Origin of the sequence: Aquamicrobium defluvii, assembly GCF_004363725.1 — a bacterium.
Classification (GTDB): Bacteria; Pseudomonadota; Alphaproteobacteria; order Rhizobiales; family Rhizobiaceae; genus Mesorhizobium; species Mesorhizobium defluvii.
Genome location: NZ_SNZF01000012.1, coordinates 124,516 through 132,816, shown reverse-complemented (window position 1 = coordinate 132,816; position 8,301 = coordinate 124,516). Strand labels below are relative to the sequence as shown.

The following is an 8,301-nucleotide window of genomic DNA, read 5'->3' as shown; positions in this document are numbered from 1 at the left end:
TGCTGGCGTTTGCCGTCGGGCTACGGGAAATTCCCCGTGAGCGCCGACGTGCACGCGACCGGACGACAAGGTTGATTGCATTTCTGGACGCGATGAGCGCTGCCGCCATAGCCGGGATGAAGGACATCGACCGACTGACGCTTGCAAAGCGGCAGCTTGAGCGAAAGGCTCTGGACAAGCGATCGACGAGCAGCCTTCCGGTTGCCATTGATCTACTCTTGTCGCGGCCGATCGTGTCGGCGCACATGGTCGCCAAGTCGGCGAGGATCACGCCGCGGGGCGCCTTGAACCTGATCGGAGAGCTTGGTGTCCGCGAATTAACGGGACGAGGCCGGTATCGAGCCTGGGGGATTATTTAAATGGAGATCTCCGACACGTCCCTCAATGACGATCGTCCTTGTGAAAGCACGCTCTTTGTATTCCGATTCCATTGATATGCACGCATGAGCGCCGCAAACAACTGTTGATACTCTTGTGGAGGTTGAGTCCAAGCGCTTCGCGAATGAGCTTGGCACTATAAAAAGGGGTATTGCCTTCACCGGAACATGATAAGGTGTTCCTGTTATGTTCCCGTGAGGTTTGGGGGTGATTAATTGGCAAAGCCATACGAACTGGAAATATCACGGCTGGAGGAGACTTTTCGCTGGGCCTGTGCCGCCGATATTAGTGGCCTGGAGGGAGCGGTCAAGCATGCCGGCCTCTCGCCACTTGCGGCGGTCGGGTCTGGAGGGTCTCTGACGGCCGCGCAGGTACTCGTGGCGCTGCATCAATCCTATACGGGAAAGCCAGGGATTGTTCAGACTCCGCTTGAGGCGGTTGATACCGTGTTCGAAGCCGCAGTCAGCCAATGGCTTTTGACTGCTGGAGGCACGAATGTCGACATCAACGCTGCGGCGAGGTCCCTCATCGAGCGAGAGCACCGTCAAATCGCAGTCTTGTGCGGCCGCGCCAACAGTCCAATCACAGCTATCTGCGAGCGACACCCATTCGTAGACCTCATGGTATTTCCACCGCCGGCCGGTAAGGATGGCTTCCTGGCCACGAACTCTCTGCTCGGGTTCTCAACACTTCTCGCCCGCGCTTATGTTTCGGTCTTCGATCACCTAGCGAGTTGGGACGATGTTTCTGATGTTGTCGCACCTCTTCTTGATGCGTCGAGCAAACCGATCCGGGTCTGGCGCGATTCAGTGGATGCCTTGTGGCAACGACCAACGACGATCGTTCTCTATGGACCGGCCACGAAAGTCGGCGCGACCGACATCGAGTCAAAATTTACGGAGGCGGCGCTCGGAAACATCCAGCTCGCGGACTACCGAAACTTTGCCCACGGACGGCACCACTGGCTCGCAAAGCGTGGCGATCAGACTGCGGTCCTGGCACTCGTCGCAGAGGAAGATCGAGAGCTTGCAACAAAGACGCTGAAACTGATCCCTGCGGAAGTGCCGATCGCGCGCCTTGATGTACCGGGCACCGGTCCGGCGGCGCTGCTGGGATCACTCATTTCCGCGTTACATCTCACCGGTTGGGCGGGCCAAGCCCGAGACATTGATCCCGGGCAGCCTGGAGTGCCAGAGTTTGGTCGCAAATTGTATCATCTGAAACTACCAAAGAGGGCCCCTCGACATACGGCGCCACAACTCAATGCCGCTGCTGCTGCGGCAATTCGGCGGAAGACAGGTGAGAGCGTCCACCTGCTCCAAGGGAAGAACACCTTGGACTTCTGGCGCCAGGCGCATCGCGATTTTATTGACCGGCTAGAGAAGACGACCTTCGCAGCCGTGGTCTTGGATTACGACGGAACGGTCGTAGATACGCGCGAGCGGTTTCATCCGGCGCGACCCGACATCGCTGGCGAGCTCCAAAGGATAGCTGACAGCGATGGCATATTGGCCATCGCCACCGGCCGGGGTGTTTCAGTACGGAACGACCTCAGAACCGTACTGCCCAGCGCGGCTTGGCACCGCGTTGTGGTCGGTTATTACAATGGCGCCATGATCGGTTGGCTCGCAGATGATGCGCAGCCAGATGGTACCGATGTGGTATGCCCGGAACTGAAGGACCTGGCAGTTGCCCTTGCCGAAAGCCACGAACTCGCTGGCTCGGCAAGGCAGACCAATCGCCGCTACCAGATTACGCTGGAGCCGATCCGCTTCATGGCGGAAAACCGGCTATGGGACATTGCCCATCAGGTCGTCCTTCAAGGCGGCTACACTGAGGCCGTTATTACCCGGTCGAGCCACTCGATCGATATTGTTGCAAGCGGTGTTTCGAAAAAGAATGTGGTCCGTCACGTGCAGGACTTGGTGGGAGGCCGCGACATTCTCACGATCGGTGACCGCGGTAGATGGCCTGGCAACGACTATGCGCTCCTCAGTACCCCCATGGGTCTCAGCGTTGACGAAGTGAGCGTGGACCCGTGCAATTGCTGGAATCTGGCGGAACCCGGACAACGTGGAATCGCAGTCACGCGCATGTATCTTGGCGCGTTGGATTCCGCTGAGAAAGGCCTTCGCTTTCGAAAGGGGGCGCTGCAATGAACGAAGACCTCGGCCTGAGGATCCTCAGCGAGATCATGCAGTGGAGTGACGACGAGGCTCGAAAGGAATTTCGTTGGCTGCGCTTGATGGCCCGCCTGAAATACGACGGCTATCGCGACTTCCAGGCCGGAATGCGCTTTATCGAGAGCCTCGCCACATGGCTGCAACAGTTTTCCACGGCGGACGAGCGAAAGACGGCCTACGAGTTCGCGCGAAATGCGATCGTCTACATCGGCCCGAGCGAGATGCAGAGGCTCGTGGAGCAGATGTATCCGAAGTTCGTTCGAGACCGCCTGGTTCGCATGGTCGCAGATGAACGAGGGATACCACCTTACAGGGTTCATGCCGATGAGGACGCGAGGGCTGCGGTCGAGCGGCTGCGACGCCAAACGCTGTTTATGGGTCTCAGCGACGGGGCCCGGATCGACGGACTGAGGCACAGCAACGTTGGTGTCCTGAACAACGAGCAAATGGTCGTCTCAACTCAGCTCGACACGGAGAAATGGCAAGACCTACTCAGCCAATTGGGAGAGGCCATTGGCGATCCAGATGCGAGGTTTCGGCTTGTCTATCTGATCGACGATTTCATGGGCAGCGGATCTTCGTTCCTTCGCTACAATGAAGAGAAGAAGAAGTGGTCAGGGAAACTGAAGAAATTCAAAGAATCGATCGTTCATGCCCAGGCTCAGCTTGCAGACCAGAAGATTTTTTCCGACGATTGGCAGCTCTGCATCCATCATTATATAGGTACGGATGCAGCGTCTCGAACGGCGATAGAACGCGAACAAGAAGCGCGATCGTCGTTTCAGACCGAAGGCTGGGCATCGGAAGTTCATTTCTCGTTCGGAACGATCCTACCCGAAAACCTGCCGATAAATGCGCCGGGAAACAATTTCGGTGACTTCATCGAGTTGACGAATATCTACTATGATCCTGCCATCCGAACGAAACACACCGACGTCGGAGGAGTAACGCATTTGGGGCTCGGCTACGCCGGGTGCGCGTTGCCATTAGTTTTGGACCACAACACGCCAAACAACTCAGTGGCTCTGCTGTGGGCCGAAACCGAGGGCGGAGAACGGGAAGGCGGCGTGACGGCCCCTCCGATGAGTCCGCTTTTCCGCCGCCGCCAGAGACACGTATAGGTGCGACTTGGTAAATCCATTTGAAAAACGGGCAACCGAGTATTTGCTGCAAGACGAAGCCTTTCTGGCTGTCGTTACCCCGGAGCCGTTGTCTACGTTTTTCAAGAAGCCGGCGAAAGAGGGGAAGCTCTACGACCGGCTAGCCATGGTGATCGGGACGCCCGGAAGCGGGAAGACGACCCTCGCGCGATTGTTCAAATTCTCAACGCTTCAGGTCTTGCTTCGGAATCGTGGATTCGAAACCTACAAGACCCTGATCGACGCGCTTACATCTTGTGACGCGATCCGTGATGGCAAGCCCTCAGTTATCGGCTGCCGGATCTCGCTCGAAAGTGAATATCGCGAGTTTTGGGAGTTCCCTTATCCCGACAGTTTGAAGTCCTCGCTAACCGTTGCGCTACTTCAGGCGCGGGCAGTGCTTGCCTGGTTGCGAGATGCCCAGGCAGCCGGCATCAGCCTTGAGAACATAGAGATCGTCGCTCGGCCCGATGCTGATGCTGCCCTTGAAGCGATTGGCGGCGAAAACGGCATCGGGCTGCAGCGGCGCGCCCGAGAGATGGAAACAGCGATTTACGAAATCTCGGCCGCCCTTGTTCCTCCAGACATAGATGAGGTTGAACAGAATGCCGCGGCGGCAGCGTATCGACCGCTGGATGTCATAGACGCGTTCCGGGTCAAGGATGGGTCGGGAGACCTGCAACTGACCCCGTTGGTTGTCTTCGACGATGCACATTTCTTGCACCCGAGCCAGCTAGCTGCACTCCAACGGTGGCTTGCGCGCAGGGAATTGCGGGTGGCCCGGTGGATCCTCACCCGCCTGGACGCATTGGCTCCCGCGGATGTACTCATCGAGGGACAGAACGCTTTCGACGAAAGTGAGCCCGGTCTGAAGCGCGCTCGGGAAATCACCACCATCTGGATGCAAAGCAGCGAGGGGAGATCGAGCCAGCGGCGAGCCTTCCGGAAAATGGCCAAGGACATGGCTGGCCGGTATCTCAGCCAGATGGACGTCTTTAATCGCCGGGGCTTGAACACTCTTGGTGATCTTCTCTCGACGCATGTCGATGATCTCCCGCCTTCAAAGGCCGACAAGCTAGCGAAGAAAGTCGACGCTATTCAGCGACGAAATTCGATCACTGCTGAGCGCCGAGAAGCGCTCGAACGGGAGGTTTCCGAGTACTTGGCGAAAACTGGGGAACCCGCCAACGACCTAAGGCTGTCGATGCTCGCCATACTTCTCGAACGATATGCAAACCGAACTCCCCAACGCGGTCTCTTCGAGGAGGCGACCGACGTCGAGCCTTCACGGCCCGTGACAGCGAGCGCGGCGATCGCTGACGGCGCCAAGATCCACCTGCTTCACCAATTTGATCGACCATACTACTACGGTATCGATGCTCTTTGCGATGCGAGCTCGGAGAACGCAGAGCAGTTCCTGCACCTCGCCGCACGGCTCGTCGCGCAGTCGGAGACCCAGTTGATACGGTCGAAGGCGCCGACACTGACCAGTCAGGTCCAACACAGCTTGCTGCGCGATCGCGCGGACGAGATGATCCGCGAATGGGATTTTCCTCTCCATCATCTTGTGAAACGGCTGTCTCAAGGCATCGCCGACCAGTGCATCGAAAAAAGCTTGGAGGGCAACGCGTCGCTCAATGGCGGCGCGAACGCGTTCGGGATTCCTCAGGAAGAATTTGATCAGATCCCGAAGCTGCAGCCCGACCTCGCAAAGGTCCTTCAGTTTGGAGTTGCCTATAACGCGTTCGTTCTAATTCCGAACCATGGGACTAAGAACAAGCTCTGGTGTCTCGTAGAACTATCCGGGGTGGTACTCATCAAGAGCGGCTTGACCCTGAAAAGAGGAGGATTTCTTGAACGACGCGTGGAAGATCTCACCCGTTTGCTGGGCGAGGCCAAATAATGGCGCACGGGTGGCGATGGGATCCTTGCATTTCCCACGATGGCTCAGAAGCTGAAAGCTTTGCGTCCGAATATTTCTTGCAGACTGGCAGGAAAGCGCTGTTAATCGCAGGTGGTGGATTTGATCCACGCGCGACCCAGATTGCTGAACGTCTCGCTGCCGCCGGTGCCGATGCTCAAGCATTGTTCATCAGAGAGAACCGGCCCAATCCAGATTCCGAGCTCACTCGCCGCGCCGAAAAAAATATTGAGAAGCTTCAGACGCTGCTTCCCTCGAACGATATCCTTGCCGTCGAAATTTTCGGAGCTGATGGCGCTGTTGTCGGTGGACGCAATGTTACACTGGGCGTTTCGCGGTACGATCTGACCGAAGTCACGGACGTGATCGTCGACATCAGCGCCCTTTCAGTGGGCACAGCGTTCCCTTTGATCAGATTGTTCGTTGAGCAGATTAATCGAGGCAAGGATCCGCAGAACCTGCATCTCTTTGTGTCGCATGATCCCAATCTTGACGCGCAGATATCCTCTGTGGCGAGCGACGTTCCAGGCTATGTTCATGGGTTCAAAGGGGGGCTGACGCTCGACGCTGCCTCTCGGGCAGCGAAGTTATGGCTCCCACAGCTCGCAATGGGGCGCCAGCAGGCCCTATCTCGGGTACACGATTTCGTCGCTCCGCACGACACATGCCCAATCCTGCCTTTTCCGGCGCGAGACCCGCGCCTCGGAGACATGCTGGCAGAGGAATACTTGGCAGAGTTCGAGAGCGGTTGGTCAGTTGATGCCCGCGACGTCGTGTACGCGGATGAACAGGATCCCCTACACCTTTATCGCACAATTCTGCGGTTGGACGATTTACGCAAGCCGGTATTTCGAGATGCCGGAGGCTCGATCCTGGTTCTTTCTCCGCTGGGTAGCAAAGTCATGTCCCTCGGCGCCCTGATGGCAGCCCTCGAGCGAGATTTACCAGTCGCTTACCTCGAATCGATAGGGTATGATTTCGATGCGTCCGCGGATCTTGCTTCGCCGACGCCCCATATCATTCATGTCTGGTTGGAGGGAGAGGTCTACCCGCAGCCGCGCCCCAGGCTGAAGAAAGGACACGTTCCATGAACCATCCAGAGGAAAGGCCGAAGATCTTTGGCACGGGCTTGATCGCGCTCGATCTTGTAATTGGGCTCGACAGTGAAGCGCCAGTTCACTCATGGGCCGGCGGAACATGCGGCAACGTTCTCACGATAATGAGATACCTGGGTTGGGATGCCTACCCAATCGCACGAATGAATGGTGATCCCGCGTCACAACGTGTTCGGGCGGACATGGCCAAATGGGGGGTGAAATTGGACTTTGCCAATTGCGCCCCGGTGGGCCATACACCGATCATAATTCAACAAATTAAGCGCGCTCGTGACGGATCACCGACACACCGGTTCCTCTGGACGTGCCCGCACTGCGGAAAGCGTCTGCCCAGCTACAGGCCCGTCACACAGCATGCAGTGGAGGATATCACCCTCGCACTACCGGGCTCTGCGGTTTTCTTCATGGATCGGCTGTCGAGAGCTGCATTAACGCTCGCGGCAGAAGCAGCGCAAAATGGTGCCGTAGTTCTGTTTGAACCTTCCGGAAAGTCGGACGAAAAGCAGTTTGCGGAAGCGATGAAAATCGCACACATCGTGAAGTACTCGGATCAGCGCCTTTCCGAGGCGGGTGGCGCCATGACCGCCTCAACTGCCACTTTGCTCGAGATTCAGACGCTTGGCTCGCAAGGTCTGCGGTACAGACACCGTCTCGACGGGCAAATTTCCGACTGGAGCATTTGCCCCGCGTTCCCTGCGCCAAGCATCGTGGACACGTGCGGCTCCGGCGACTGGTGCACGGCTGGCATTCTGGCCTTAGGCGCCAAACAGGGGTTGTTGGGACTCAAGAAAATGGACGCTCAAGGTTTGTCGAAGGCACTTCGCTATGGCCAAGCTCTTGCCGCTTGGAATTGCGCCTTTGAAGGCGCCCGCGGTGGTATGTATTTGGTCGAGCCTCGCGAGTTCCAAAATCAGATCAATGCCATCATGAATGGCCGGCCAGTTTTGCGCACGGTGGTCCGCCATGAATCGACAGAGCCTTCCGTCGCATGCCCGGCTTGCCCGCCCAGCACCCAGCATATTTTGTCAGCCTCTTGACATGTAGCCTCACGGGAAATTCCGCGTGAGCGGCAATGAGCGCGTGATCGGACCACCCGGCCGGTCGCCTACTATGCAGGCTTCTGGTTGCCATCGAACTTTTCTCATCGCGGCCGATCGTATCGGCCTATAAGGCTGCGAAAGCAGCAAAGGTCCCCGCGTGGAGCCTCTAGAATCGCCAAACTTACCGTTGAAGCACCGGGCTGGTCGAACACACAACCAACCGCCGTGAGCCTCGCGTCAGAGCCACATACAAGTTACGTGCGTCCAAAACGTCGGTATCGAGGACAATTGAAACGTCGGCTTCCAAGCCCTTCAATAGCAGAGTGCTGCCGACGGCCCGCCTGGGAACGGAGCGTCCAAGGACGCGTGACTGCTCGCGAGCACGAACAGCCATCTCATAGAAGTCTGCTTGGGGTCGGTTCCGGCTGGGGGCGAAATGACACCCTAAGCATTCTTTTCTTTGGGCCAGAGATACTCGCCAGTCAGCAGGATATGCGCCCAGCCCAGTGGGGATATGTGGGCCAG

The 8,301-nt window shown here is 57.5% G+C and carries 6 protein-coding genes; all 6 read left to right on the top strand.

All coding sequences use genetic code 11. The annotated features are described in order from the left end of the window. On the top strand, positions 1–359 hold a 359-nt coding region (locus DES43_RS11245; RefSeq protein ID WP_133675270.1), incomplete at its 5' end, for a helix-turn-helix domain-containing protein. Between the two features lie 234 nt (positions 360–593). Beyond that, complete coding sequence (locus tag DES43_RS11240) at positions 594–2,537, top strand: HAD family hydrolase (RefSeq protein WP_133675268.1); 1,944 nt, start codon at positions 594–596, stop codon at positions 2,535–2,537. Beyond that, on the top strand, positions 2,534–3,682 hold the full coding sequence (locus DES43_RS11235) for a phosphoribosyltransferase-like protein (RefSeq protein ID WP_133675266.1): 1,149 nt from the start codon (positions 2,534–2,536) through the stop codon (positions 3,680–3,682). The genes DES43_RS11240 and DES43_RS11235 overlap by 4 nt, the downstream gene beginning before the upstream one ends. A gap of 7 nt (positions 3,683–3,689) precedes the next feature. Next, positions 3,690–5,603 carry an ORC-CDC6 family AAA ATPase gene (locus tag DES43_RS11230; RefSeq protein WP_133675264.1) on the top strand — a complete coding sequence of 638 codons (1,914 nt, stop codon included), beginning with the start codon at positions 3,690–3,692 and terminating at the stop codon, positions 5,601–5,603. Further along, positions 5,603–6,712: a hypothetical protein gene (locus DES43_RS11225; RefSeq protein WP_133675262.1), complete on the top strand. Its 1,110-nt coding sequence runs from the start codon at positions 5,603–5,605 to the stop codon at positions 6,710–6,712. Before DES43_RS11230 ends, DES43_RS11225 begins: the two co-directional genes overlap by 1 nt. Further along, positions 6,709–7,773 (top strand): PfkB family carbohydrate kinase, encoded by a 1,065-nt coding sequence (locus DES43_RS11220; protein WP_133675260.1) that lies wholly within the window; start codon positions 6,709–6,711, stop codon positions 7,771–7,773. Before DES43_RS11225 ends, DES43_RS11220 begins: the two co-directional genes overlap by 4 nt. The last annotated feature ends 528 nt before the right edge of the window (positions 7,774–8,301 follow it).

Excerpts from the sequence above, each read along its gene's own strand:
- DES43_RS11235 (WP_133675266.1), top strand. The coding sequence starts at position 2,534 with ATGAACGAAGACCTCGGCCTGAGGATCCTCAGCGAGATCATGCAGTGG.
- DES43_RS11220 (WP_133675260.1), top strand. The coding sequence starts at position 6,709 with ATGAACCATCCAGAGGAAAGGCCGAAGATCTTTGGCACGGGCTTGATC.
- DES43_RS11225 (WP_133675262.1), top strand. The coding sequence starts at position 5,603 with ATGGCGCACGGGTGGCGATGGGATCCTTGCATTTCCCACGATGGCTCA.